At 58.8% G+C, this 25,122-nt stretch carries 19 protein-coding genes and 1 pseudogene; 11 read left to right on the forward strand and 9 right to left on the reverse strand.

The features are described from left to right. The first annotated feature begins 6 nt into the window (after positions 1-6). The 6 genes from bhcC to H4P12_RS03685 all read left to right on the forward strand — a co-directional run bounded on the left by bhcC (position 7) and on the right by H4P12_RS03685 (position 6,730). Complete coding sequence (gene bhcC, locus H4P12_RS03660) at positions 7-1,170, forward strand: 3-hydroxy-D-aspartate aldolase BhcC (protein WP_187792216.1); 1,164 nt, start codon at positions 7-9, stop codon at positions 1,168-1,170. After that, positions 1,170-2,132: an iminosuccinate reductase BhcD gene (gene bhcD / locus H4P12_RS03665; RefSeq protein WP_187792217.1), complete on the forward strand. Its 963-nt coding sequence runs from the start codon at positions 1,170-1,172 to the stop codon at positions 2,130-2,132. Before bhcC ends, bhcD begins: the two co-directional genes overlap by 1 nt. Positions 2,133-2,167: 35 nt before the next feature. Beyond that, positions 2,168-3,661, forward strand: coding sequence for a nucleobase:cation symporter-2 family protein (locus H4P12_RS03670; RefSeq protein WP_187792218.1), 1,494 nt, complete (start codon positions 2,168-2,170; stop codon positions 3,659-3,661). Beyond that, entirely contained in the window at positions 3,642-4,997 is a 1,356-nt protein-coding gene (locus H4P12_RS03675; RefSeq protein WP_187792219.1) for an 8-oxoguanine deaminase, read from the forward strand. Before H4P12_RS03670 ends, H4P12_RS03675 begins: the two co-directional genes overlap by 20 nt. 122 nt (positions 4,998-5,119) lie before the next feature. Further along, a complete protein-coding gene (uraH, locus tag H4P12_RS03680) occupies positions 5,120-5,473 on the forward strand; it encodes a hydroxyisourate hydrolase (protein WP_187792220.1) in 354 nt (117 codons plus the stop codon). A 3-nt stretch (positions 5,474-5,476) separates the two neighbouring features. Further along, a complete protein-coding gene (locus H4P12_RS03685; RefSeq protein WP_223115672.1) occupies positions 5,477-6,730 on the forward strand; it encodes a urate hydroxylase PuuD in 1,254 nt (417 codons plus the stop codon). Between the two features lie 67 nt (positions 6,731-6,797). Here the strand turns inward: H4P12_RS03685 and H4P12_RS03690 are convergent, their stop codons facing one another. Beyond that, on the reverse strand, positions 6,798-7,691 hold the full coding sequence (locus H4P12_RS03690) for a LysR family transcriptional regulator (RefSeq protein WP_187792221.1): 894 nt from the start codon (positions 7,689-7,691) through the stop codon (positions 6,798-6,800). Positions 7,692-7,815: 124 nt separating this feature from the next. Here H4P12_RS03690 and xdhA point away from each other — a divergent pair, with 124 nt between their 5' ends. The 5 genes and pseudogenes from xdhA (at position 7,816) to H4P12_RS03715 (ending at position 15,083) form a co-directional block, all read left to right on the forward strand. Beyond that, a complete protein-coding gene (gene xdhA, locus H4P12_RS03695) occupies positions 7,816-9,255 on the forward strand; it encodes a xanthine dehydrogenase small subunit (protein ID WP_425498197.1) in 1,440 nt (479 codons plus the stop codon). Positions 9,256-9,257: 2 nt separating this feature from the next. Further along, a complete protein-coding gene (gene xdhB / locus H4P12_RS03700) occupies positions 9,258-11,564 on the forward strand; it encodes a xanthine dehydrogenase molybdopterin binding subunit (RefSeq protein ID WP_187792223.1) in 2,307 nt (768 codons plus the stop codon). Continuing rightward, complete coding sequence (gene xdhC, locus H4P12_RS03705) at positions 11,561-12,301, forward strand: xanthine dehydrogenase accessory protein XdhC (RefSeq protein WP_187792224.1); 741 nt, start codon at positions 11,561-11,563, stop codon at positions 12,299-12,301. The genes xdhB and xdhC overlap by 4 nt, the downstream gene beginning before the upstream one ends. Then, positions 12,289-13,569: a guanine deaminase gene (guaD, locus tag H4P12_RS03710; protein ID WP_187792225.1), complete on the forward strand. Its 1,281-nt coding sequence runs from the start codon at positions 12,289-12,291 to the stop codon at positions 13,567-13,569. Before xdhC ends, guaD begins: the two co-directional genes overlap by 13 nt. Positions 13,570-13,650: 81 nt before the next feature. Then, positions 13,651-15,083 (forward strand): annotated as a pseudogene (locus H4P12_RS03715) (mannose-1-phosphate guanylyltransferase/mannose-6-phosphate isomerase). 91 nt (positions 15,084-15,174) lie between these two features. Here the strand turns inward: H4P12_RS03715 and metH are convergent. The 8 genes from metH to H4P12_RS03755 all read right to left on the reverse strand — a co-directional run bounded on the left by metH (position 15,175) and on the right by H4P12_RS03755 (position 25,102). After that, a complete protein-coding gene (metH, locus tag H4P12_RS03720; protein ID WP_187792226.1) occupies positions 15,175-17,895 on the reverse strand; it encodes a methionine synthase in 2,721 nt (906 codons plus the stop codon). Continuing rightward, a complete protein-coding gene (locus H4P12_RS03725) occupies positions 17,888-18,928 on the reverse strand; it encodes a homocysteine S-methyltransferase family protein (protein WP_246448831.1) in 1,041 nt (346 codons plus the stop codon). The genes metH and H4P12_RS03725 overlap by 8 nt, the downstream gene beginning before the upstream one ends. A 175-nt stretch (positions 18,929-19,103) precedes the next feature. Next, on the reverse strand, positions 19,104-20,144 hold the full coding sequence (locus tag H4P12_RS03730; protein ID WP_187792228.1) for an ABC transporter substrate-binding protein: 1,041 nt from the start codon (positions 20,142-20,144) through the stop codon (positions 19,104-19,106). A gap of 132 nt (positions 20,145-20,276) precedes the next feature. After that, complete coding sequence (locus H4P12_RS03735; protein ID WP_187792229.1) at positions 20,277-21,125, reverse strand: TPM domain-containing protein; 849 nt, start codon at positions 21,123-21,125, stop codon at positions 20,277-20,279. Further along, complete coding sequence (ppk2, locus tag H4P12_RS03740) at positions 21,122-22,000, reverse strand: polyphosphate kinase 2 (RefSeq protein ID WP_187792230.1); 879 nt, start codon at positions 21,998-22,000, stop codon at positions 21,122-21,124. Before ppk2 ends, H4P12_RS03735 begins: the two co-directional genes overlap by 4 nt. Before the next feature lie 3 nt (positions 22,001-22,003). Continuing rightward, complete coding sequence (locus H4P12_RS03745; protein ID WP_187792231.1) at positions 22,004-22,927, reverse strand: homoserine O-succinyltransferase; 924 nt, start codon at positions 22,925-22,927, stop codon at positions 22,004-22,006. A gap of 1 nt (position 22,928) precedes the next feature. Further along, complete coding sequence (locus H4P12_RS03750) at positions 22,929-23,792, reverse strand: ATPase (RefSeq protein ID WP_187792232.1); 864 nt, start codon at positions 23,790-23,792, stop codon at positions 22,929-22,931. 131 nt (positions 23,793-23,923) lie between these two features. Beyond that, entirely contained in the window at positions 23,924-25,102 is a 1,179-nt protein-coding gene (locus tag H4P12_RS03755; RefSeq protein WP_187792233.1) for an OmpP1/FadL family transporter, read from the reverse strand. Positions 25,103-25,122 lie beyond the last annotated feature (20 nt).

A 25,122-nucleotide genomic window follows, 5' to 3' on the forward strand; every position in this document is an offset into this window, starting at 1 on the left:
GAGCCGATGAACGCACCCACCAATCTCAAAGGTCTGGAAGTCGGTTACGACGTGCCCGCACTTCCCGGCATGAATGAGGCCGACATCCAGACGCCGTGCCTGATCCTTGATCTGGACGCGCTGGAACGCAACATCACGAAGATGGGCGATTACGCGAAAGCGCATGGCATGCGTCACCGCAGCCATGGCAAGATGCATAAATCCGTCGATGTGCAGAAATTGCAGGAAAGCCTTGGCGGCGCGGTCGGCGTCTGCTGTCAGAAGGTCAGCGAGGCCGAGGTCTTTGCCCGTGGTGGTATCAAGGACGTGCTGGTCACGAACGAGGTTCGCGACCCGGCCAAGATCGACCGTCTGGCCCGCATGCCAAAGCTTGGCGCGACCGTGACGGTTTGTGTTGATGACGTAACCAATGTCGCGGATCTGTCGGCAGCGGCGCAAAAACACGGCACCGAGCTTGGCGTTTTCGTTGAAATCGACTGCGGTGCGGGCCGCTGCGGTGTGAAAACCGCGCCCGAAGTGGTCGAGATTGCCAAAGCCGTCGCGGCAGCACCCAACCTGACCTTCAAGGGTATTCAGGCCTATCAGGGCGCGATGCAACACATGGACAACTACGATGACCGCAAGGCGAAACTGGATGCCGCCGTCGCGCAGGTGCAAGAGGCTGTCGATGCGCTGAATGGCCAAGGGCTGACGCCTGAATATGTGTCCGGTGGCGGCACAGGATCATATTATTTCGAAAGCAATTCGGGCGTTTATAACGAATTGCAATGCGGTTCCTATGCCTTCATGGATGCGGATTACGGTCGTATCCATGACAAGGATGGCAAGCGGATCGATCAGGGGGAATGGGAAAACTCACTTTTCATCCTGACCTCGGTCATGAGCCACGCAAAACCCGATCTGGCGGTTTGCGATGCGGGCCTCAAGGCGCAATCGGTCGATAGCGGTCTGCCGGTCGTCTATGGCCGTGAGGATGTGAAATACATCAAATGCAGCGACGAACATGGTGTCATCGAGGACAAGAGCGGCGTGTTGAAGGTTAATGACAAGCTGCGCCTTGTGCCCGGCCATTGCGATCCGACCTGCAACGTCCATGACTGGTATGTCGGCGTCCGCAACGGCAAGGTGGAAACCCTGTGGCCGGTCAGCGCACGCGGAAAGGCCTATTGATGTGGGTTGTTCCTGAAAAGGAAATCGCGGGCCTGATGACGCTGGAGGCGGCGTTTGACGCAGTCGAATCCGTTTTTGCAGCCATGGCCAGCGGTGATGCCTATAACTTTCCGGTCGTCCGCGAGGCGATCGGACACAAGGACGCGCTTTACGGCTTCAAGGGTGGCTTTGACTCGCAGAGTCTGTCGCTTGGCTTGAAGGCCGGGGGTTACTGGCCGCATAACCATGAACAGGGCCTGATCAACCACCAATCAACGGTGTTCCTGTTTGACCCCGATACCGGACGGGTCAGCGCGGCCGTGGGGGGCAATCTGCTGACAGCGTTGCGCACGGCCGCCGCCAGCGCGGTATCCACCAAATATCTGGCCCCCAAGGGTGCCAAGGTTCTGGGGATGATCGGGGCAGGGCATCAGGCCGCGTTCCAGATGCGTTCGGCGCTGCGCTTTGGCCAGTTCGAGAAAGTCATCGGGTGGAACCTGCACCCGGAAATGCTGTCCCGCCTGGCCGATGTCGCGGCCGAGTTCGGGGTGCCGTTTCAGACTGTCGGGTTGGATCAACTGGGCGAACAGGCCGATGTCATCATCTCGATCACGTCGTCCTATGATCCGATCCTGATGGATGCGCATGTCACGGGGCCGACGCATATCGCGGCCATGGGCACCGATACCCAGGGCAAGCAGGAACTTGATCCGGCACTGGTTGCCCGCGCCGCGCTGTTTACAGACGAAGTTGCCCAATCGCTTGGCATCGGGGAATTTCAGCATGCTGCGGCGCAGAAACTCATTCTTGAAGATAATGTCATCGCGCTCGGCAGGATCATCAATGGTGATCATCCGGGGCGCGGCGATGCAGAGGTTACCATCTTCGACGGCACCGGGGTCGGCCTGCAGGATCTTGCAGTCGCCTCGGCCGTTGTCAAACTTGCAAAACAACAAGGTAAAGCAATCGAAGTCGAGATTTGAAAAAGATCTGACATCCGTGGAAAGGGAGGTCCGCAATGTCTGATGCAAGCTATAATGCGAGCATTGCCAATGGCGTTCATCCGGTGGACGAAGTGTTGCCCGCCGGAAAGTTATTCACACTTGGTTTTCAGCATGTGCTGGTCATGTATGCAGGGGCCATTGCGGTTCCGCTTATTGTAGGCCGCGCCTTGCAACTATCGCCCGAAGAGGTCGCATTTCTGATCTCGGCCGATCTGTTTGTCTGCGGCATCGTGTCAATCATTCAAAGCTTCGGGGCGACCCAGTATTTCGGGATCAAGCTGCCTGTGATGATGGGTGTCACCTTTGCGTCGGTTGGCCCGATGGTCGCCATCGCACAGGCGACCCCGGGGCACGAGGGCGCACGGGCGTTGTTTGGCGCAATCATCGCCGCCGGCCTGATTGGCATTTTCATCGCACCGATCGTCAGTCGGATGCTGCGCTTCTTTCCGCCCGTCGTGACCGGCACACTGATCCTGACCATCGGCATCAGCCTGATGCCCATCGGCATCAACTGGATCTTCGGTCTGCCGGTCGGCCCGACCGCGCCGCAAATCGTCGATCCTGCGGCGGCGGCATGGCTGGACGCGGCAAGGGCTGCTGGCAATGTGCCAGCCAGCGTCACCTTGGCCCCGACCGTGAATAACCCGGCCTATGCATCGGCCAGCAACATCATCATCGCGATTCTCGTGCTGGGCACGATCCTTTTGGTCTCACGTTTCGCCAAGGGCTTTTTGTCCAATGTCGCGGTGCTGATCGGCATTGTTGTCGGCGGCGTCGTCGCGGCCATGCTGGGCATGATGCATTTCGACAAGGTGGGCGAGGCCAGCTGGTTCGCGGTCATCAAGCCATTGCATTTCGGAATGCCGACCTTTGACCCGATCATGATCCTGACCATGGTTCTGGTGATGATCGTCACGCTGATTGAATCGACCGGCATGTTCCTTGCGCTCAGCGATATCTGCAAAAAGCCGCTGAGCCAGAAGGGGCTGGCAGCGGGTCTGCGTGCAGATGGCCTTGGCACGGCAATTGGCGGGCTGTTCAACACCTTTCCCTATACCTCGTTCAGCCAGAATGTCGGCCTGGTCGGTGTCACTGGCATCCGGTCACGATTTGTCTGCGTGGCGGGCGGCGCCATCATGATCGTGCTGGGCCTGATCCCGAAGATGGGGGCGCTGGTCGAAAGCCTGCCGACCACCGTTCTGGGCGGTGCCGGTCTGGTCATGTTCGGCATGGTGGCCGCAACGGGTATCCGCATCCTTGCGCGCGTCGATTTTGCGAGTAACCGGCATAACCTGTTCATCGTCGCCATCTCGGTCGGGATTGGGATGATCCCGATGGTGGCGCCGCATTTCAACCAATGGATGCCGCATGCCATTCACCCGCTGATCCATTCGGGTATCCTGCTGGCGGCGCTGTCTGCGGTTCTACTGAACTGGTATTACAACGGTGCGCCGGAGATCGACGAAGCCGACATCCGCGAGGCTGGCCATGTCGCCGACTCGCACTGATCGGTTGCTGATCCGCCATGCCGATGTTGTCGTCACCATGGACGACACACGGCAAGAAATCGGCAATGGCGACGTGCTGGTTGAAAACGGAAAGATTGTCGCGGTGGGCCAAGGCCTGCCGCGCGATGGCGCCAAGGTGATCGAGGCCGCAGGCTGTGTCGTGACGCCGGGGTTGGTGAATACCCATCATCACCTGTTTCAGACGCTGACCCGCGCGGTTCCCGCAGCACAGAATGCCGCACTGTTTGGCTGGCTGAAGACGCTATATCCGATCTGGGCGCGGATGACGCCGGACGATATTCGCTTGTCGGCCGAGGTGGGACTGGCCGAACTGGCGATGTCGGGCTGCACCTGTTCGTCGGATCATCTGTATATGTTCCCGAACGGATCACGACTGGATGACAGTATCGAAGCCGCGCAGAAAATCGGCATCCGCTTTACCGCCACGCGCGGCGCGATGTCGATTGGCGAAAGCAAGGGCGGCTTGCCGCCCGATGCGCTGGTCGAGGATGAGGCCGCAATCCTGACGGACAGCGCACGCGTGGTCGATGCGTTTCATGACCCGAACGAAGGCGCGATGGTTCAGGTCGGACTTGCGCCCTGTTCGCCATTTTCCGTCAGCCGTGAATTGATGCGCGATGCGGCAATCCTTGCCCGCGAAAAGGGCGTGCGGCTGCATACGCATCTTGCCGAAAATGACGAAGATATCCGCTATTCGTTGGAAACCTTTGGGATGCTGCCGGGGGATTATGCCGAAAGCCTGGGCTGGACGGGAGACGATGTCTGGCACGCCCATTGCGTGAAACTGTCGGGTGATGAAATCGACCTGTTCGCCCGGACCGGCACCGGGGTCGCGCATTGCCCCTGTTCCAATGCGCGTCTTGCCAGCGGCATCGCGCCCGTGCGTCAGATGCGTGACGCGGGCGTGCCGGTTGGGCTGGGCGTTGATGGGTCTGCCTCGAATGACAGCAGCCATCTGGGGGCCGAGGCGCGACAGGCCATGTTGGTTGCGCGTCTGCGCGATGGGCCAGCCGCCCTTGGCGCGCGCGAAGCGTTGGAGATTGCGACCCTTGGCGGCGCACGGGTTTTGGGGCGTCGCGATATTGGTGCGCTGAAACCCGGTATGCAGGCCGATCTGGTCCTGTGGGATGTCAGCGAACTGCCCGCCGCTGGCCAATGGGATCCCGTCGCCGCATTGATATTCTGCGCCCCGATCAGGCCAAAGGCGGTCTATGTGCAGGGCAGAGCGGTCGTCGCGGATTACCGTCTTTTGACCGCTGACACGCGGGATTTGCAGGCCCGTGCGCAAAAATCGGTCGCCCGGCTTGCCGGGTGATCGACAGCCTCCATTCGTCGATTATTCACGAAATTTATAGACTACCTTGCGTTTCAGCCCTCTCGCGGGCGAACCACGGGATAGGTTATCAAGAAAACAACGAAAATGAGAGGGAGGCCCAGATGCCAGGTTACCTGACCACCCATGTTCTGGACACCGCTCGGGGTCGCCCGGCGGAAGGGATGGACATCGTGCTGTTTCGCCTGAACGGCGATCAGCGGACGGAACTTGCGCGGATGCGCACCAACAGCGATGGCCGCACCGACAAGCAGATATTGCCCGAAGCCGCGTTCGACACCGGCACCTATGAGCTGGAATTTCATGCAGGCGCATGGATGGATGCCACCGGGGTCGAGGCCGAAAGCCCGCGATTTCTGGACGTGATCCCGATCCGCTTTGGCATGTCGCAACAGGACCATTACCATGTGCCGCTGTTGATTTCTCCCTTCGGATTTTCAACCTATCGAGGGAGCTGAGACATGATCCCCGATTACGTCATCATCTGGGAATGGCTGTCAGTCGCAATTCGCTGGACCCATGTCATCACCGCCATCGCGTGGATTGGATCGTCTTTTTACTTCGTTGCGCTGGATCTTGGCCTGCTGAAAGTGCCCGGCCTACCCAAGGGCGCTTATGGAGAGGAATGGCAGGTTCATGGCGGCGGTTTCTACCACATCAACAAATATCTGGTGGCGCCCGAGCGGATGCCGGAACATCTGACGTGGTTCAAATGGGAAAGCTATATGACCTGGATCAGCGGCGCCGCGCTGTTGATGGTCACCTATTGGGCGGGGGCAAATCTGTATCTGATCGACCCGGCCAAGATGGAACTGGCGACGTGGCAGGCAATCCTGATTTCGGGTGGCTCGCTGGCGATCGGCTGGCTGATCTATGACACGCTGTGCAAATCGCCTCTGGGTGAAAAACCAACCGTGCTGATGCTGCTGCTGTTCGTGGCGCTGGTCATCATGGGATGGGGCTATAATCAGGTCTTTACCGGCCGCGCGGCGCTGCTGCATCTGGGCGCGTTCACGGCAACGATCATGACCGCCAACGTGTTCCTGATCATCATGCCGAACCAGCGCATCGTGGTGGCCGACCTGAAGGCCGGACGTGCCCCCGATCCGAAATACGGCAAGATCGCCAAGCTGCGTTCGACGCACAACAACTACCTGACCCTGCCGGTCATTTTCCTGATGCTGTCGAACCATTATCCGCTTGCCTTCGCCAGCGACTATAACTGGCTGATCGCGGCACTGATTTTCCTGATGGGTGTCACCATTCGTCATTTCTTCAACACCATGCATGCCCGTAAGGGCGAATTGTGGTGGACATGGGCGGTGACGGCGGTGCTGTTCGTCCTGATCATGTGGATCAGCTCTCTGGGGTTGAACCAGGACAGTTATGAGGAAGCGCAGGCCCGTCCGATGACTGCCGTCGAAACCCACTATGCCCAGGCTGCGGGTTTCGACGAAGTGGCAACCATCATCAGCGGTCGCTGTTCCATGTGCCACGCCCGAGAGCCGGTTTACGAAGGCATCTACCACGCACCCAAGGGCGTCTTTCTTGAGACGCCCAAGGATGTGGCCCGCTATGCCAAGGAAATCTATGTGCAGGCGGGTCTGACCGATGCGATGCCCCCGGCCAATGTCAGCTTCATGGAGGCCGAGGAACGGGCCAAGGTCATTCGCTGGTTCCGCGCAGCCGACGGAATGCAGCTTGCGACAAAGTAAACCAGATCGGGGCAGCGTTTCGGTGCCTGCCTGTCGTGAAGATGCGAAAGCGGCGTTTTCGAAAAGATCAAAAGACTTTCTTCAACTCTCGCACGGCGTAATCCGCGAACATGCGGACCTTCGGGTCCTGCAATCGGCGATGCGGTGTCAGGCATCCGAACTGCGCCGAAACCGGGGGCGTCTCTGACAGGACTACCACCAAGCGACCGGCTTTGATGTCGTCTGCCACCTCATATTGCGGGCGATTCGCGATTCCCTGTCCGGTCAGCGCCCAATTCGTCAGCACATCGCCGTCATCGGTATCAAACTTGCCCGACACCATCATCTTGCGTGGTCCATCATTGGTGTCCAGCGTCCAGAAAAATTCGGGGCTGCGTGGATAACGCAGAAGCAGGCAATTGTGGCCGGCAAGATCTTCGGGGATATTCGGGGTTCCGTTGGCCTTCAGATAATCCGGTGATGCGACAAGCACCCGCGGCGCATCCGCGATCTTGCGCCATTTCAGGGCGGAATCAGTTGGCTCGCCCAGGAAAAACGCCAGATCAATGGCATCTTCGACAATATTCACATTGCGGTCCGACAGGCGCAGGCGAAATTCAACCCCCGGATTTTCTTCGCAAAATTCCGGGATCAACGGTGCTATCAATCGCCGTCCCAGACCCAAGGGCGCAGTCAGCCGGATCACGCCTTGGGGGCGGCTGGAAAAGGTGGAGACCATCGCCTCTGCCTCTTCCAGGGTGTCAATCACCCGGCGAGCGTGATCGTAGAAGGCGCGACCGATTTCGGTCGTCGTCAACTTGCGGGTCGTGCGGTTCAACAACCTGACGCCAAAGCGATTTTCCAGATCCTTGATGCGGTTCGATGCGACCGCAGGGGACAGCCGCAGGTCGCGACCACCCGAGGTGATCGAGCCCAGTTCAACCACGCGCACAAACACGCGAAGACTTTCAAGATAGGACATTTTGATGGGTCGCTTTCAAGGATTCGTGTAAAGTCTTCCGTGTTACAACCGATTTCGCAATGTTTTTTTCCGGCCTAATCTGGAAAGCGGGTTCAAAGCCACGAGGAATGCCATGACGCCCCAGATGCGTTTTCTGCTGAATGATCAAGAAATTGTCCTGACGGATGTCGGCCCGGCCGATACGTTGCTGGACCATTTGCGGATTTCGCAACGGCTGACAGGCACCAAAGAAGGCTGTGCTGAGGGCGATTGCGGGGCCTGCACCGTTCTGCTGGGCCGCGTGACCGACTCGGGACTTGTCTATGAGCCGATCAATGCCTGCATTCGTTTTCTGGCATCCTGCCACGGCACCCATATCGTCACGATTGAACATCTGAAATCGCCACAGGGCGGGTTGCATCCGATTCAGGCTGCGATGGTTGAAAATCACGGCAGCCAATGCGGCTTCTGCACGCCGGGTATCGTCATGTCGCTTTATGGCTTGTGGATGGCTAATCCGACGGCGGACGTGACCCAGATCGAAACCGCCTTGCAGGGTAATCTGTGCCGCTGCACAGGCTATGAGCCGATCATCAAGGCGGCATTGCAGGCCGGTCGGGCGGGCGGACAGGCGCAAGATGCGCTGAGCGTCGAACGCGATGCCGTGACCGCCCGGCTACGCGCGATGTGGGGTGCCCGTGTCGAGCTTGTCAAAGAGGACGAACGGGCGATCATTCCCGCCGACACCGACGATCTGGCTGCCATTCTTGAGGCGGAACCAAAGGCGACTATCGTGGCTGGCGCCACCGACGTTGGTCTTTGGGTGACAAAGTTTCTTCGCGACATCTCTCCGGCCGTATTCATCGGACATCTGATGAAGGGGATCGAGGTTTCGGATGGCGAAATTCGTCTTGGTGCGGGCGTTACCTATAGCGAGGCGGCACCGATCTTTCGTGACCACCTTCCGCAGGCCTATGATTACCTGCTGCGGATCGGCGGCTGGCAGGTGCGAAATATGGGCACCATCGGCGCGAATATCGCGAACGGATCGCCCATTGGTGACAGCCCGCCACTGCTGATCTCGCTTAGTGCGCGGATCGTGCTGCGCAAGGGCAACACCCGTCGAGAGGTCGCGTTGGAAGATTACTTCATCGAATACGGGAAACAGGACCGCGCACCGGGCGAGTTTGTCGAACAGATCGTCATTCCGACGCAAGCTGGTGCGACCATCGCCGCCTATAAAGTGTCAAAACGCCGTGACAGCGACATTACCGCAGTTGCTGCCGGGTTCTGCATTCGTGTCGAAAATGGTATTATCGGCTCGGCCCGGATCGCCTTTGGCGGCATGGCAGGCACGCCGAAACGGGCGGCCAAGGCCGAAGCTGCGCTGGTCGGCCAACCCTTTGCTGCAGCAGCTTTCGATGCCGCTGCCAAGGCGGTTCAGGACGATTTCCAGCCGCTAAGCGATTGGCGTGCCAGCGCCGAATACCGCAGCACCGTTGCTGCCAATCTGTTCCGCCGCTTCTGGCTGGAACAAAGCGAACCGGGGCTGCCCGTGCGCCTGAACTATGCCGTAGGAGCGTGACCATGAAGGACGAAACCCATATTCGCGGTCTGGCCCATACCGACACGATCCACGATTCCGCCATCAAGCAGGTGCAGGGACAGGCCGATTATACCGATGACCTGAACGAACCAAGCGGCCTGCTGCATGCCTATCTGGGGCTGTCGAAATGCGCACATGGCAAGATTGCCAGCATGGATCTGGATGCGGTGCGGGCCAGCCGTGGTGTCATCGACGTGCTGACCGTCGACGATATTCCGGGAGAGAATGACGTTTCCCCGAATGGCAAGCACGACGACCCCATCTTCGCCGATGGCAAGGTTCTGTTCTGGGGGCAGCCGGTCTTTGCCGTCATCGCCGAAACCCGCGATCTGGCCCGCCGCGCCGCCGCCAAGGCCCGGATCGAATATCAGGAACTGCCCTTCGCGCTGGACCCGATTGCCGCACGTGATGCAGGCATGGATTATGTGACCGAACCGCTGACGCTTCGCCGTGGCGATGCCGGCAAAGGTCTGTCCGCCGCGCCGCGCCGGATCAAGGGCCGTTTCGCCATTGGCGGGCAGGACCACTTTTACCTTGAAGGGCAGATCGCCATGGCCGTCCCCGGTGAGGATGACGACATCACGATCAACGTCTCGACCCAACACCCGTCCGAAGTGCAGCACATGGTTGCCCATGCGTTGCAGGTGCCCTCGCATTCCGTGGTCGTGAATGTCCGCCGTATGGGGGGCGGGTTCGGTGGTAAAGAAACACAGATGAACCTGTTCGCCTGCGTGGCCGCGATTGCTGCGAAAAAATGGAACCGAACGGTGAAAATCCGCCCTGACCGCGACGACGATATGTCAGCGACCGGCAAGCGTCATGATTTTGTCGTCGATTACGAAGTCGGCTTTGACGACAGCGGTAAAATTCTGGCCGTGCAGGGGGATTGGTATGCCCGCTGCGGGTTCTCGGCCGATCTGTCCGGCCCGGTTACGGATCGCGCATTGTTCCACGCCGACAACGCCTATTATTACCCCGATGTCCGCGTCAGCAGCCATCCGATGAGGACCAATACGGTCAGCAATACCGCTTTTCGCGGCTTCGGCGGCCCACAGGGTGTGATCGTGGCCGAACGCATCATCGAGGAAATCGCCTATGCGCTTGGTCGTGATCCGTTGGAAATCCGCAAGCTGAACTTGTATGAAAACGGCCAGTTGACCCCCTATCATCAAGAGGTCACCGACCAGATCCTTCCGCGTATCTTTGATGAGCTGGAGGTCAGCAGCGATTATCAGGCCCGGCGTCAGGCGGTGCTGGACTGGAACGCCAAAGGCGGTGTGATCCGCAAGGGAATCGCGCTGACGCCAGTGAAATTCGGCATCAGCTTTACCGCCACCTGGTTCAATCAGGCAGGGGCGCTGATACACATCTATTCCGATGGCTCGATCGCGTTGAATCACGGCGGCACGGAAATGGGGCAGGGCCTGAACATCAAGGTCGCCCAGATCGTCGCCGAGGCATTTCAATGCGATATCAGCCGCATCAAGATCACCCGGACGACGACGGAAAAGGTGCCGAACACCTCGGCCACGGCTGCTTCATCGGGGACGGACCTGAACGGCATGGCGGCGTTGGATGCGGCCGATCAGATCAAGGCACGGCTGGTCGATTTCGTGGCCGAGCGTTGGCAGGTCGCACCCGAGGATGTGACGTTCGTCCCCGGTCATATCAAGGCGGCCAACCACCACATTCCCTTTGATGAGGTGATCAGGGCCGCCTATATGGCACGGATTCATCTGTCCGCCGCGGGCTTTTACAAGACGCCGAAGATCCACTGGGATCGCGCGACGGGCAAAGGACGGCCGTTCTATTATTTCGCCTATGGCGCGGCGGTGTCCGAAGTCTCGGTCGATACGCTGACCGGCGAATATGTCATCGATCGGACGGATGTGATCCATGATGTCGGGCGCAGCCTGAACCCGGCGATCGACCGTGGTCAGGTCGAAGGCGCCTTCGTTCAGGGCGCTGGCTGGCTGACCTGCGAGGAATTGTGGTGGGACGCCAAGGGGCAGCTGCGGACCCATGCCCCCTCGACCTATAAAATCCCGTTGGCCTCGGACAAACCGCGCATTTTCAACGTAAAACTGGCCGATTGGTCGGAAAATGCCGAGCGCTCGATCAAACGGTCAAAGGCCGTGGGCGAGCCGCCCTTCATGCTGGGCATCAGCGTGTTCGAGGCGCTGAACATGGCAGTCGCATCCTTCAACGACTATCGCGAACCCGCCCGGCTTGATGCCCCCGCGACGCCCGAACGGGTGTTGATGGCGATTGAAAAGCTGCGCGGATGATCCGCGTTCGGGTGACACAGGCCCTTGGGTCCACACCCCGCGATGCCGGCGCCGAAATGTTCGTCGGCCCGGATCGCATAGAGGGAACGATAGGCGGCGGTCAGTTGGAATATATGGCCATCGACCGCGCCCGCCAGATGCTGAAAACCGGCGAGGATCAGGCACGGATGGACATCCCGCTTGGGCCTGAAATCGGTCAATGCTGCGGCGGACGGGTCACCCTTATACTGGATCGCAAGGGCCCTGAACCCGTCACCAACCCGGATGCCCTGATTTTCGGCGCCGGTCATGTGGGACGCGCCCTTGCACTGGCCCTGCAACCCCTGCCGCTTGCGACCACGCTGATTGACAGCCGGGCCGAGGCACTGGCCCTGGCGGAACCGTCGGTCGAGACACGGCTTACGCCGCTGCCCGAAGCAGAAATTCGCAACGCCCGACCGGGCAGCGCCGTTATTATCCTGACCCACGATCACGCACTTGATTTTCTGCTTGCCGCAGAAGCCCTGTCCCGCAACGATCTATCCTATATCGGAATGATCGGCAGTGCGACCAAACGCGCACAATTCACCCGCTTTGCCCGCGAACGGGGGATTGATCCAACTCCGCTGGTCTGCCCGATAGGTGCAGGTTTCAGCCCCGACAAGCGCCCTGCAATCATCGCGGCCTTTACGGCCGCCGAATTGATCGCCCGGCTGACCGCAACTTCTTCTTTGTCCAAATACCCATGCAACAGCTGATCCGAGGCCGCGTCCTCGACTTTCATGCCGATCCGGCAGACACCGAAGACAATCACCGCTATATCGAAGACGGCGCGATCCTTGTCCGCGACGGGCTGGTTGCGGCCGTTGGCGAATATGCCGAATTGGCCAACCCTGACCTGACCGAGATCGACCATCGCCCGCACCTGATCCTTCCCGGTTTCATCGACACGCATATCCATTTTCCGCAAGTGCAGGTGATCGGATCCTGGGGGGCGCAGCTTCTGGATTGGCTGAATACCTATACCTTTCCGGAAGAAGCACGCTTTGCCCAACAGGGCCACGCCCCCGCGATGGCCGATGCCTTCCTTGACTTGTTGACCAGCCATGGCACGACCACCGCCGTCGCCTTCTGCTCGGTTCATGCAGCAAGCGCCGAGGCGCTGTTCAGCGCCGCCGAATCCCGCAACATGGCGATGGTCGCGGGCAAGGTGATGATGGATCGCAACGCCCCCGAAGCGGTTCTGGATACGCCGCAATCGGGTTATGACGACAGCAAGGCGTTGCTGGAAAAGTGGCACGGTCGCGGCCGTCAGCGTTATGCAATCACGCCACGCTTCGCCATTACCTCGACGCCCGAACAGCTTGAAATGACCGGCCAGCTGGTCCGCGAATATCCCGATTGCCATATCCAGACCCATCTCTCCGAAAACCTTGATGAGATCGACTATACGCTTAGCCTTTATCCAAAGGCCCGTGACTATCTGGATATCTACGAAACCTATGGCTTGCTGTCTGACAAGCTGCTTCTGGGCCACTCGATCCACCTGCGTGAACGTGAAATCAAGCGCATGGCGGAAACCGGCAGCAGGGCGGTGTTCTGCCCGACCTCGAACCTTTTCCTTGGATCGGGGTTGTTTGATGAGGCTGGCTTGCGTGCGGCGGGTGTCGTCAGCGGGGTGGCCACCGATGTTGGCGGCGGCACCAGCTATTCGATGCTGCAAACGCTGAACGAAGGTTACAAGATCCTGCAATTGCGGGGACAAAAGCTGCATCCGCTGTCAGCTTTCCATTGGGCGACGCGCGGAAATGCCGTTGCCCTGGGGATGCAAGACCGGATCGGCACCCTGGCACCCGGTTCGGACGCCGATTTCGTCGTGCTGGATGCACATGCGACCCCGGCCATGGCCCTGCGGATGCAACGCGCCCAAACCTTGGCCGAGGAGTTGTTCATCCTGCAAATCCTTGGGGATGACCGCGCGATTGCACAAACCTATGTGGCGGGAAAGCCAATGAAGGCGGAATGACGCCGTCAATAACCTGTCACTTCCCGTCGGATACTCTTGCGGATAAGGTGCAGCGAATTTGCGCCTTCGAGGAAGTTGGTCATGGTTAAAATTACGCCGGTTTTGATGGCTGGAGGCTCGGGCACGCGGCTGTGGCCTGTATCGCGTAAGAGCTTTCCAAAACAATTCGCCCACCTGACCGGGCCAGAAACACTGTTTCAGGCATCCGCCCGGCGCCTGTCCGGGGGCGGCTATACCGATCCCGTGGTCATGACAAACGCGGATTTTCGCTTCATTGTGGCCGAACAACTGGATCAGATCGGCATTGATCCCGGTGCCATCGTTATCGAACCTGCGGGCCGCAATACCGCGCCGGCCGTTCTGGCTGCCGCCCTGATGGTTGCTGATCAAGATCCCGATCAACTGTTGCTGGTCGCCCCATCAGATCATGTGATCCCCGACGCGGATGCCTTTGCCCGCGCCGTGGAACAGGGCATCGGTGCGGCGAATGACGGTCGTATCGTGACCTTTGGCATCACGCCCGACCGCCCCGAAACCGGGTATGGTTATCTGGAACTGGCCGGGCAGGGCGATGGCCCGCAGCCTTTGGCCCGGTTCGTCGAAAAGCCGGATGCGGGCCGTGCCGCCGACATGCTGGCGCAAGGTCATTTCCTGTGGAATGCGGGCATCTTTCTGTTCAGCGCCCGGACGATGATCGATGCGTTCCGCGCCCATGCGCCCGAATATCTTGAGCCTGTTCAGGCCGCCTTGCAAAATGCGCGCACGGATCTTGGCTTCCTGCGCCTTGCCCGCGAACCGTGGGAGAGGCTGCCCGATACGTCGATCGACTATGCCGTGATGGAAAAGGCGGACAATCTGACGGTTGTCCGCTTTTCGGATCGCTGGTCGGATCTGGGTGGCTGGGACGCGTTGTGGCGCGAACAGCTGCTGGAAAGCCCATCAGAGAGCGGTGTCGTCGTTGACGGAAATTCAACGGCGATTGATTGTCAGGACGTTCTGCTGCGCTCTGACAGCGATGATTTGCAGGTCGTGGGCATCGGGCTGAAAGACACGTGGTGATCGCGACCTCGGACGCGGTGCTGGTGGCCGATAAATCGCGCGCGCAAGAGGTTCGCAAAGCCGTCAGTGCATTGAAATCCAAAGGCCGCAAACAGGCCGAGGCTTTCCCGCGCGATCACCGCCCCTGGGGCTGGTTTGAAACGCTGGCCTTGGCCGACCGCTTTCAGGTCAAGCGGATCGTGGTAAAACCGGGCGCGGCGCTGTCGCTGCAAAGCCATGTTCACAGGTCCGAACATTGGATCGTGGTTTCGGGCACTGCCAAGGTCACGGTCGATGAAACGGTGACTTTGGTGACCGAAAACCAGTCGATCTATGTGCCGCTGGGCGCGGTGCACCGGATGGAAAATCCGGGTAAGGTGCCGATGGTGCTGATCGAGGTTCAGACCGGCAGCTATCTGGGCGAAGATGACATCATCAGATACGAGGATGTTTATTCGCGTGACAGTTCGGACTGACGACAATTCTGGCGGCGTCGCAACTTGCCGCTATGATTTCAGGGAACAAGAAACGGCAGGCTGATCGGATCGGCGTGCCGTTTTTCTATTGTCAGGCCGCGTTCGAGGCTTCCTGTTTCCTGGTGTAATTCAGAACCGGGGCCAGCCACCGTTCGGCTTCTTCCAAAGACATCCCTTTACGCGCCGCGTAGTCGCGGGCCTGATCTTCCTCGATCTTGGCCACACCGAAATAATACGCCTCGGGATGCCCGATATAGAGGCCCGAGACCGATGACCCGGGCCACATCGCCATGCTTTCGGTCAACTGCACACCTGTTGCAGCCTCGGCGTCCAGCAACCGGAACAGCGTCAGTTTTTCAGTGTGATCGGGTTGCGCCGGATAGCCGGGGGCGGGGCGAATACCGCTATAGGCCTCGGCCACCAGTTCTGCATTCGAATAATCTTCGTCTGCAGCATAGCCCCAGTAATCCTTGCGCACCCGTTCATGCAACATCTCGGCCATGGCTTCGGCAAAACGGTCAGCAAGCGCCTTGACCATGATGGCTGCATAATCATCGTTTGCACGTTCATACCGCGCGGCGATTTCGCTTTCTTCCGGACCTGCGGTCACAACGAAGCCACCGACATAATCCGGCGTGGCCCCTTGTGGTGCGACGAAATCCGACAGCGCCACATTGGGACGGCCACCGCGTTTCGTGACCTGTTGGCGCAGCGTATGCAGCGTGTCCAGAACTTCGGCGCGATCCTCGCCCGTGAACAGGCGGATATCGTCACCGACGGTATTCGCAGGCCAGAAACCAACGACTGCGCGCGGACGGAACCATTTGCCTTCGATGATCCGGACCAGCATCTCTTGCGCCTCGGCAAACAGCGATCTGGCTGCTTCGCCCTGCTTCTCATCCTCAAGAATGCGCGGGTAAACGCCCTTCAGCTCCCATGTCTGGAAGAACGGGGTCCAGTCGATATACCGCGCAATTTCCGCCAGATCCCAATCGTCGATGACGCGCGTGCCGGTAAAACGGGGGGCCGTCGCGCGGTAATCGGTCCAGTCGATCTTATACGCATTGTTGCGGGCAGTTTGCAGCGGCAAACGCTGTTTCGCGGCTTCAGCACGTTCGTGACGCTCTGCCACATCGGCATATTCGGTGCGAATGCCGTCGACATAGTGCTGCTGCTGCGTCGGGCTTAGCAAGGACGAAACGACGCCCACGGCGCGGCTTGCATCGGTAACATAGACCGCCGCACCCTTGTGGTAACGCGGCGCGATCTTGACGGCCGTGTGTATCTTCGAGGTGGTTGCCCCACCGATCAACAGCGGCAGATCAAATCCTTCACGCTCCATCTCGTTGGCGACATGAACCATCTCGTCCAGCGAAGGGGTGATAAGGCCGGACAGGCCGATCACATCGACATTCTGTTCCCGCGCGACTTCAAGTATTTTTTGCGCAGGCACCATCACGCCAAGGTCGATGACCTCATAATTATTGCAGGCCAGCACAACGCCGACGATATTCTTGCCAATGTCGTGGACATCACCCTTGACCGTGGCCATCAAGATCTTGCCCGCGCTCTGGCGTTCACCGCCGCCATTGGCTGCCTTTTCTTCTTCCATATAAGGCAGCAGAACCGCGACTGCCTGTTTCATCACGCGGGCGGATTTCACCACCTGCGGAAGGAACATCTTGCCCGCCCCGAACAGGTCGCCCACGACATTCATCCCGGCCATCAGCGGCCCTTCGATGACATGCAGCGGACGTTCGGCGCCAAGGCGCGCTTCCTCGGTGTCGGCTTCGATATATTCGGTGATGCCGTTCACCAAAGCATGTTCCAGCCGCTTTTCCACCGACCATTCGCGCCAGGACAGATCCTTTTCCCGTTTCTTTTCGCCGCCTTCGCCACGGAACCGTTCGGCAATCTCTAACAGCCGTTCGGTGGCATCGTCGCGGCGGTTCAGGACGACATCTTCACAGGCTTCGCGAAGCTCTGCGTCAATCTGGTCATAGACGGCCAGCTGTCCGGCATTGACGATCCCCATATCCATGCCTGCCTGAATCGCGTGATACAGAAACACGGCATGCATCGCCTCGCGCACCGGCTCATTGCCGCGGAAGCTGAAGGACAGGTTCGACACGCCGCCCGACACATGCGCATGTGGCAGGTTCTGGGTGATCCAGCGGGACGCCTCGATAAAATCGACACCGTAGTTGTTATGTTCTTCAATGCCGGTGGCGACGGCAAAGATATTCGGATCGAAAATGATATCTTCCGGCGGGAACCCCACATCTTCGGTCAGGATCTTATAGGCGCGTGCGCAGATTTCCGTCTTGCGTTGAAAGCTGTCGGCCTGACCTTCTTCATCAAAAGCCATCACAACGACAGCCGCACCATAGGCCAGACACAGCTTGGCATGATGAATAAACTGCTCTTCGCCTTCTTTTATGCTGATCGAATTGACGACCGGCTTGCCCTGGACGCATTTCAACCCCGCCTCGATCACCTCCCATTTCGAGCTGTCGATCATGATCGGCACGCGCGCAATATCCGGTTCGGCCGCCAGCAGGTTCAGAAATTCGACCATCGCGGCCTGACTGTCGATCAGGCCCTCGTCCATGTTGATGTCGATGATCTGGGCGCCGTTTTCCACCTGATCGCGGGCCACTTCCAGGGCCGCCGCATAATCGCGATTGGTGATCAGCTTGCGAAACCGCGCACTGCCGGTGACATTCGTGCGCTCTCCGACATTCACGAAGGGAATGTCGCGGGTCAGGGTAAAGGGTTCAAGCCCGGAAAGGCGCAGCAGACGTTCATGCATATTCGGGAACCTTTCGCGGGACATAGGCGGCCACAGCGTCTGCAATGGCGCGAATATGATCGGGGGTCGTGCCGCAGCATCCGCCAACGACATTGACCAAACCTTCACGGGCAAATTCAGCGACCTGAGGGGCGGTATCCATCGGGCCTTCATCATACTGGCCGAACGCATTGGGCAGGCCGGCATTCGGATAGGCACAGATATTCGTCTCTGCCACACCCGAAAGCTCTGCCAGATGCGGACGCATGGCGGATGCGCCAAGCGCACAGTTCAGCCCGACGCTCCATGGCTGGGCATGGCGCACGGAATACCAGAACGCCGTCGGCGTCTGGCCCGAAAGGGTGCGGCCCGAAGCGTCGGTAATGGTCCCCGAAATCATCAAGGGCAGGGCGCGTCCATGCGCCTCCATCGCCTGAATGCAGGCAAAAATCGCGGCCTTGGCGTTCAGCGTGTCAAAGATTGTCTCGATCAGCAAGATATCTGCACCGCCAGCGATCAGCCCTTTGGCCTGCTGAAAATAGGCGATCCGCAAATCGTCAAAACTGACGGCACGATATCCCGGATTATTCACGTCCGGGCTGATCGAGGCCGTCCGGTTCGTCGGTCCAATCGCGCCCGCAACAAAACGCGGCTTGCCATCTTCTGCGGTCGCGCGATCCAATGCGCGCCGCACCACGCGCGCACCTTGCACGTTCAGATCGTGAACCGCCTCCTGCATGCCGTAATCGGCCTGCGCGATCGTGGTCGCGGAAAAGGTATTCGTCTCGACAATATCCGCGCCAGCTTTGGCATAGCGATAGTGGATTTCCTCGACTGCTTCAGGTTGGGTCAGGATCAGCAGGTCATTATTGCCTTGCTGCGGATGATCCGAATGATGTCTGCAAGCGTGACCCGAGCCATGTCCGGTGTAATCATCCTCGCCCAGGTTCAGTTGCTGGATCTGTGTGCCCATCGCGCCATCGAGAATCAGAATACGCTCGGATGCAGCGCGGTTCAGCGCTTCGAATACGGGTGATTTGGCAAGTCCGGTCATATCCATCCCCATTGCAGGAAGCCCGCAACATAAGCACTCTGACCGGTATCGGCAAATTCATAGTTTTCCAGAAGATTATGAACGGCACTTATAATGGCCAATCACGACGGGTTAAATCTTCTGTGCTCAAATATCCTCGGGGGTGCGGGGGCAGATAGCCCCCGCTTTTGCCAGTTTAGAAACCTGCTTTGATTTTCTCGAACTCGGCAAGTTGCTTTTCACGCTGGGCCGGGTCGTTGGGGGTCTGGGCCAGAATCGGGGCATCCACGTCGCTCAGCCCTTCCTTTACCGCAGGCTCATCAGCGATGGTGGCCATGGCATCGGTGGATGTATGGCCATAGCCGATGGTGTCCAGCAGAGCTTTCCCCGCCGAGGGTTCCAGCCATGCGTTGATGAAATCATAGGCTTTGTCCTCGCTTCCCGGGCCGTTCTTCACGTTGACGAAGCCACAGAAGAAGGTCGAAGATCCCTCCACCGGCGCACGCTCAAACCCGACAGGATAGTCGTCCTCTTGCAGGTAAACCACGCCGTCATTCCATGACCACGCGATATCGACGGCGCCTGACGCCATCAATTGGGCCTGTTCAGACGGATCAGCCCAATAGGCGGCGACGTTCTGATGCGCCTTGCGCAGCCAATCCGCGGCGGCGGCGAACTGCTCATCCGTCACATCGGTCCAATCGGTCGTGCCAGTTGCCAGATAGGCCAGCGCCCAGACGTCATCAGAACTGTCGGGCAGCGACACCCGACCCTGATATTTCGGGTCCACGAAAACCTGCAGGGTCGAGACATCTTCGACCGGCACGGATTCGGAATTATACGCGATGGCAGTCGCGCCCCAATCGGTCGGGATATACCAGATGCCCTCTGCATCCTTGAACACTTCGGAATCCAGAAATTTGGGGTCAATCTTATCGAAGTTCGGGATTTTCGAGGTGTCCCAAGGTTCGATCAGCCCCGCGTCGCGGTATTTGCTGACCATCTGGCTGCAGGGATGGACGAGGTCAGCCTTGAACCCCGAGGCCATTTTCTGAAACGCCTCATCGTCGTCGCCATAGAAGGCAAAGGTCGGATTGTCGCCGTGCTTATCGACATAAGCCTGAAAGATCGTCGGTTCTTCAAAGCCGGCCCAGTCAAAGACCGTCAATTCGCCATCGGCCGCAAAGGCGGGTAGGGCGATCAGAGCGGCAAGTGAGGTGGTGGTCAGTAAACGCATAAATTCTGGCCTTCCATTCAGCGAATTTGCAATAACGCTAGCCGCCGCAATGACACCGCGCAAGTGAATCGCGCATCCATGACGACAGCGTTATTCCACACGTGCTTAACCAAAGGCAGCCGATGCCTGAAACTACCAGCGCCCGGATGCGCCGCCGCCTGATGATCGCCCGCCGCCAAAGCCGCCACCTCGATTATGGCTTCTGCGGCCAGAATTGCTGTGACCGCCATAGTAAGACGGGCCACGCCATCCACAGCTGGGGCAGGTTCGCCAGAAACTTTGTCGGATCTGCTGGCCAGTTTCGTCGACGCCAACAGGCTCTGGCCCGCGTTCTTCGACGACGCCATTGCCGCCGCATTCGGGGCATTTCTGCCTTTGGGCTTTTTTGATGCGGTTTCGGATGATCTGCGCAAAGATAAAGCCGAACATGCCGATTGCGATGGCATTCGGCACCCATGCCCACGATTTCCCGCGCGGGCTGCGAATGTGATCCCCTGCTGCAGTCGGCCGCGCAATTTCGTCGATCGCTGCCAACGTGCCTTTGCGAATGCCTTCCGATATCCGGCCATCCCGAAATTCCGGCAACATCAGGTTGCGGATGATGTCTTGCGCAAGAATATCGGCCTCGCGCCGATAGCCTGCGCCCAATTCGATCCGTGCTTCGCGGTTGTTGACAAGAACCAGCAGCATGAAACCGTCGTTGCGTTCAGGATCGCCAACGCCCCAATGGTTGAACAGGCGCGTGGCAAAAGGCTCTAGCCCGTCCCGACCGCCATAGGCCTCGCGATCGGTCAGCGTCACGACCGTACCTTCGATGTCGGTTTCGTCAAAAAGCCTGATCAAAGCCTGATCCAGAACCTGGGTATCTTCGCTGCTCAGGACGCGGGCAAAGTCGTTGATGCTGGTGTGTTTCCAATCCGGCAGATTTTGCGCCGCGACCGGAAGCGCCAGCAGCAGCCAGATCAGCGCCGCGCGGATCATTCGCGCAACAACTCTAACCCGCCGCTGATCTTGGGATCGCGCGGACCAATGGCGTCTTCGTCCTTCCCCGCATAATCGACCGCGTTCAGAATGGTCTGAATCGCGGCAATACGGGCGCGGCGTTTATCGTCGGACAGGATCACCGTCCAAGGGGCGGTCGGGGTATGGGATTGTTGCAGAGTGTCGCGGATGGCTTCCGAATATTCGTCCCATTTGCCCAGACCGTCCACGTCGATGCTGGACAGCTTCCACTGTTTCAGCGGATCTTTTTCGCGGTCCAGAAAGCGCCGAAACTGTTCGGCTTGCCCGACATTCAGCCACAGCTTGACCAGAATGACCCCATCATCGACCAGCATCTGTTCGAAATCTGGAAGCTGGCGAAAAAAGGCCTTCTGCTTTGCTTCGGTCGTGAAGCCGAAGACGCGCTCGACAACCCCGCGGTTATACCAACTGCGGTCGAACAATGCGATTTCACCAGCAGCAGGCAACCAATCGACATAGCGCTGAAAATACCATTGCCCTGCCTCTCGTTCACTGGGCTTGGGCAGCGCGACGATATAGGCCGAACGCGGGTTCAGATTTTCGCGGGTGCGTTCGATGGTGCCACCCTTGCCTGCGGCATCGCGCCCTTCGAACAGCACGACCAGCCGTTTGCCTGTTTGCGCGATATCATACATCATACGGACAAGCTGTAATTGCAGCCGCTTCATGTGATCTTCGTATTCTTTCTTATCCATCTCTTCGCGATAGGGATAAGAGGCATCCAGAATCTGATCCTTGTGGCCCTCCTTGACGGCCTTGCGGATGTCTTTTGGCGCCTTCTTCAAGGCTTCGGTAATCTGGCCCACCAGCGGCAAATCTGGAAGTTTACTCATGGCTTACTCTCCGATGCGGGTGATGTCATACCACGTCGTCTGGTAGATTTCGTTGATCCAATTCCCGTAAAGCAGATGCGCATGGCTGCGCCAGCGGTTCGATGGCTGTTTTGACGGGTCGTCTTCCGGGTAATAGTTTTGCGGCACATTGATGGCCTTGCCGCCAGCAATATCCCGGTCATATTCGTCCTTCAGCGTCGTGCTGTCATATTCAAAGTGATTCAGAACATACAGTGCGCGGTGTCGGGCATCCTCGATCAGACAGGGGCCGACATCCTCGCTTGCCAGCAGCGTGTTCAGGGCGGGGCGGGCATCCACCTCGTCCTGGCGCACCTCGGTCCAGCGGCTGACCGGCACCAGAACATCGTCGGAAAAGCCGCGAAGATAGGGGGATGCCGGCGCGTAATTGTGGTGCCGGAAGCAACCGAACGCCTTGCGGTCCAGCAGATGTTTGCCAAGGTCGTGAAAATACCACGCCATCGCCATGCCACCCCAGCAGACGCCGAAAGTGGAATGGACATTGGTTTGCGTCCAGTCAAAGACCTGTTTCAGTTCGTCCCAATAGGTGACCTCCTCGAATGGCAGATGTTCGATCGGGGCGCCGGTAATCAGCAAACCGTCAAATTTCTCACCCGTCGCCATCACTTCGCGGACCGGCCGATAAAAGCTTTCCATGTGATCGGCTGCCGTGTTGCGACTTTCATGATCCGACATGCGGATCAGTTGAAAGTCGATCTGCAAGGGCGTTGCGCCGATCAGGCGGGCGAACTGGTTTTCCGTCTGGATTTTCTTGGGCATCAGGTTCAGCAGCCCGATCCGCAGCGGCCGGATATCCTGCGTTGCCGCGCGCCCCGGCGACATGACCATCACGCCCTCATCCGACAGGATGCGATAGGCGGGAAGGCTTTCGTTCAGGGTAATGGGCATTTCAGGTTTCCTTGCGGTCGATCGCACGGGCGATCAGGTCGTTGAAATCGGCGGGGCTTTTGACTTCGGACACTTCCTCTGCGGTGACGGTGACGCCACGGCGGGCCATTGCTTGATATCGCGGTTGGCGATGGGCCAGCGCACGGGCATAGGTCCAGCGGATGAAATCGTCTGGGTTTACTTCGTCTTCGTGCAGCCCTTTTTCAACCCGATAGTCGATCCAGGCCTTTTCCAGAAACTGCGGCTGATAATACATGGGCTTGGGCGCGCGGTCGAAGCGGCGGACCAGTTCAGCGGTATGCGCGTCAGATCCCTTGATCCAGATCAGAAGCAGATCGCGTTCCAGCGTCGACAGAACCGGATCATCGGGATTGTCGGGGTCGACCACCTCGCAAATCGATCCGCCACTGTCGCAGACAAAGTTGGGGATGCCATAGATGTCGCGCCCCCGATCCATGAAGTGCGCGGTGTCCAGAAGCGAGGCGATTTCGGCCTGACGGTGCTGGTTCTGGCGCAGGCAATATTCGTCAAAGGGCAATCCGCCCCGGCTTGGGCTACCCGGTTTCCCCAGATAAGTAGAGAGTGGCGCCAGATTGTCAAAAGTGATGTTGCTGGCGATATAGACGCTGTCAGACAGCAGCAGTTCGCGCAGAAATGGAACCTTCATCGCCTCGCGTTTGAAATTGTCGGCGATGAATTCGCCCATATAGCGGGTGCCGATGCGGTAATCGACAGAGTAGTGAAACCAGTCGCCGGCCTCGCGCAGCATGTTGGACAGGTAGGTCTTGCCCAAACCCGACATCCCGAACAGCACGATCCGCTTGTTCGCCGCCTGAAGCCAGTCGCTGCCAGTGCTATAGATCATCAGATTCCCCTTGCCGACGCAGCATAGGTAAAACGCGCAGCAGCTTTAGGGAAGTGCCGCTGCCAGATACGCGTGGGCAAAAGAAAAACCCCGCTTGGGCAAGCGGGGTTTTCAATGCCATTTATGTCAGATCAGAAGCTGTAGCCGATCCGGATACCCGCACCCCAGACATCGCTGTCTTCCATCTGGGCAACGGGCGTGCCACCAGGTGACGCTTTGGCGTCGCCAAGCTTGGCATAGGTGATGCCAGTCGTGATTTTGATGTTGTCCATCGTATAGATCGCCGCCAACTGAATGCCCTTGCGACCGTCATAGGGGGCCAGCGGAGACACTTCGTCGTCATTCGTCGGTTCATAGATGAAGGCGACCGAACCCGACCAGTTATCGGTGAACTTGCGACCAACGCCGATGGTATAGGTCGTGGTGTCTTCAAGATCGACCAGGCCATCAGAAACACCAAAGCCAAACGGATCGGTCGCAGAAGGCGCACGAACAAGCCCATTCGGGTCTGCCTTGAATTCGGACCACTTCACCCAACGGATAGAGCCAAAGGCCAGCGTGTCGGGGGCGATGCCGCTTTGACCTTCAAGGGTCAGCGATTGAGGCGTCTTGACGGTTGTTTCCGATTTCCGGCTATAGCCGGGGAACAGCGGGTTGGTTTCGACGGTGTCAAAATCATGCTCGATCGACGAGTTGTAAGTCAGTGACACACGAGCTGCGATGTCCGGCACTTCGTAGGCGGCACCGATGACATAGCCAAGACCCCAGGCCGAATCGAACTTGGCGTTATAGCCTTGCAGACCGCTGAAGGCAGGATGGGTGGGGGGGACTGCGCGGTTGACATAGGCCAAGCCGTTCAACGTCACCTCGGCATCGGCTTGCGAGCCGCGAAGACCGCCGTGGATCGAAAAATTGTTATCGAACTTATAACGCGCCAACGCGGTGAAAGTGGTCGAGTTCACCTCGGCCTTGGTGCCGCCCAGCATGTTGGACCCGTCGCCCGGATACAGCACATCCATCCCAAACGGCTGTTCCATGATGAACGCCGCCGACAGGTTCTGATTGAACTGATGTTTGTAAGCAAGGCCAACGAAGCCGTAGCCTTGGGCCACATCACCGGTCGAAGCACCACCAAATGCGTCAAAATCTTTGCCTTCGATCGTCGGATCAACCCCGCCGAAGCTAAGTTCGACGTAGTTACCTTCTTCGAACAGCACGTTCAGCGATTGCGGCGCACGCTCAATACCGCCGGCCAGAAGCGGCGAAGCGCCAAGCAGCAGAGCAGCAACGCCCGTGATTGCGATTTTCATGAATTCCTCCCTCAGCAGGT

It is taken from the genome of Paracoccus amoyensis (assembly GCF_014490725.1).
GTDB lineage: Bacteria > Pseudomonadota > Alphaproteobacteria > Rhodobacterales > Rhodobacteraceae > Paracoccus > Paracoccus amoyensis.

What these genes read in the sequence shown, in the direction of transcription:
- H4P12_RS03735 (WP_187792229.1), bottom strand. Translation starts at nt 21,125, where the DNA reads ATGATCCGCGCGGCGCTGATCTGGCTGCTGCTGGCGCTTCCGGTCGCG.
- bhcC (WP_187792216.1), top strand. Translation starts at nt 7, where the DNA reads ATGAACGCACCCACCAATCTCAAAGGTCTGGAAGTCGGTTACGACGTG.
- H4P12_RS03675 (WP_187792219.1), top strand. Translation starts at nt 3,642, where the DNA reads ATGTCGCCGACTCGCACTGATCGGTTGCTGATCCGCCATGCCGATGTT.
- xdhB (WP_187792223.1), top strand. Translation starts at nt 9,258, where the DNA reads ATGAAGGACGAAACCCATATTCGCGGTCTGGCCCATACCGACACGATC.
- H4P12_RS03750 (WP_187792232.1), bottom strand. Translation starts at nt 23,792, where the DNA reads ATGATCTATAGCACTGGCAGCGACTGGCTTCAGGCGGCGAACAAGCGG.
- uraH (WP_187792220.1), top strand. Translation starts at nt 5,120, where the DNA reads ATGCCAGGTTACCTGACCACCCATGTTCTGGACACCGCTCGGGGTCGC.
- H4P12_RS03730 (WP_187792228.1), bottom strand. Translation starts at nt 20,144, where the DNA reads ATGCGTTTACTGACCACCACCTCACTTGCCGCTCTGATCGCCCTACCC.
- xdhA (WP_425498197.1), top strand. Translation starts at nt 7,816, where the DNA reads ATGCGTTTTCTGCTGAATGATCAAGAAATTGTCCTGACGGATGTCGGC.
- H4P12_RS03670 (WP_187792218.1), top strand. Translation starts at nt 2,168, where the DNA reads ATGTCTGATGCAAGCTATAATGCGAGCATTGCCAATGGCGTTCATCCG.
- ppk2 (WP_187792230.1), bottom strand. Translation starts at nt 22,000, where the DNA reads ATGAGTAAACTTCCAGATTTGCCGCTGGTGGGCCAGATTACCGAAGCC.
- H4P12_RS03745 (WP_187792231.1), bottom strand. Translation starts at nt 22,927, where the DNA reads ATGCCCATTACCCTGAACGAAAGCCTTCCCGCCTATCGCATCCTGTCG.
- H4P12_RS03685 (WP_223115672.1), top strand. Translation starts at nt 5,477, where the DNA reads ATGATCCCCGATTACGTCATCATCTGGGAATGGCTGTCAGTCGCAATT.
- metH (WP_187792226.1), bottom strand. Translation starts at nt 17,895, where the DNA reads ATGCATGAACGTCTGCTGCGCCTTTCCGGGCTTGAACCCTTTACCCTG.
- guaD (WP_187792225.1), top strand. Translation starts at nt 12,289, where the DNA reads ATGCAACAGCTGATCCGAGGCCGCGTCCTCGACTTTCATGCCGATCCG.
- H4P12_RS03690 (WP_187792221.1), bottom strand. Translation starts at nt 7,691, where the DNA reads ATGTCCTATCTTGAAAGTCTTCGCGTGTTTGTGCGCGTGGTTGAACTG.
- H4P12_RS03755 (WP_187792233.1), bottom strand. Translation starts at nt 25,102, where the DNA reads ATGAAAATCGCAATCACGGGCGTTGCTGCTCTGCTGCTTGGCGCTTCG.
- bhcD (WP_187792217.1), top strand. Translation starts at nt 1,170, where the DNA reads ATGTGGGTTGTTCCTGAAAAGGAAATCGCGGGCCTGATGACGCTGGAG.
- xdhC (WP_187792224.1), top strand. Translation starts at nt 11,561, where the DNA reads ATGATCCGCGTTCGGGTGACACAGGCCCTTGGGTCCACACCCCGCGAT.
- H4P12_RS03725 (WP_246448831.1), bottom strand. Translation starts at nt 18,928, where the DNA reads ATGACCGGACTTGCCAAATCACCCGTATTCGAAGCGCTGAACCGCGCT.